The organism is Mycobacterium sp. E136 (genome assembly GCF_001666865.1).
Taxonomy (GTDB): Bacteria; Actinomycetota; Actinomycetes; order Mycobacteriales; family Mycobacteriaceae; genus Mycobacterium.
Map to the genome: position 1 here is coordinate 1 of NZ_LZJE01000228.1, position 924 is coordinate 924.

Consider the following 924-nt stretch of genomic DNA (forward strand, 5'->3'; position numbering starts at 1 on the left):
CGTCGGTGAACGTGACCATCGAATGCACGATCGACTGCGGGTGCACCACCACCTCGATGCGGTCATAGGGCACCCCGGAACAGGCCGGCGCCCATCCCACCTGGTCGATGGGGCCGATGAACACGCTGAACTCGGCGTCGCTGGTCAACAAGGGTCTCGAGCTGATCGAGACGCATCTGCTGTTCGGGGTGCCCTATGACCGCATCGAGGTGGTGGTGCACCCGCAGTCGATCGTGCATTCGATGGTCACGTTCACCGACGGCTCCACGCTGGCCCAGGCCAGCCCGCCGGACATGAAGCTGCCGATCGCGTTGGCGCTGGGCTGGCCGGAACGGGTCCCGGCCGCGGCGCTGGCCTGCGACTTCACCACCGCGTCGACCTGGGATTTCGAGCCGCTCGACGACGAGGTGTTCCCCGCGGTGGCGCTGGCGCGCCAGGCCGGGGAGGCGGGCGGCTGTATGACCGCGGTCTACAACGCGGCCAACGAGGAGGCGGCCGCGGCGTTCCTCGACGGGCGCATCCGCTTCCCCGCGATCGTGCGCACCATCGCCGACGTGCTGCGCGCTGCCGACCAGTGGGCCGCCGAACCAGCTACCGTGGAAGACGTACTTGACGCCCAGCAGTGGGCGCGTGACCGCGCCTCGCGTGCGGTCGAGCGGGAGGTAATCACCACCAGATGATGTGGCTGACCGGTGTCGTGCTGTTCGCACTGGCCATTTTGGTCTCGGTGGCCCTGCATGAATGCGGCCACATGTGGGTGGCGCGCGCCACGGGAATGAAGGTGCGCCGCTACTTCGTCGGCTTCGGCCCGACGCTGTGGTCGACGTGGCGCGCGAACAAGCGGGGGGACCGCACCGAGTACGGCGTCAAGGCGGTGCCGCTCGGCGGGTTCTGCGACATCGCGGGCATGACCTCGGTGGAGGA

General features: G+C 68.7%; 1 protein-coding gene and 2 pseudogenes. 2 read left to right on the forward strand and 1 reads right to left on the reverse strand.

The features are described from left to right. Positions 1–76: pseudogene (locus A5698_RS29455) on the reverse strand (hypothetical protein); the annotation flags it as partial. Between A5698_RS29455 and A5698_RS15145 the strand changes: the two are divergent. After that, positions 72–680, forward strand: a pseudogene (locus A5698_RS15145) (1-deoxy-D-xylulose-5-phosphate reductoisomerase); the annotation flags it as partial. The pseudogenes A5698_RS29455 and A5698_RS15145 overlap by 5 nt on opposite strands. Then, on the forward strand, positions 677–924 hold a 248-nt coding region (locus A5698_RS15150; RefSeq protein ID WP_197506784.1), incomplete at its 3' end, for a site-2 protease family protein. The pseudogene A5698_RS15145 and the gene A5698_RS15150, both read left to right, overlap by 4 nt.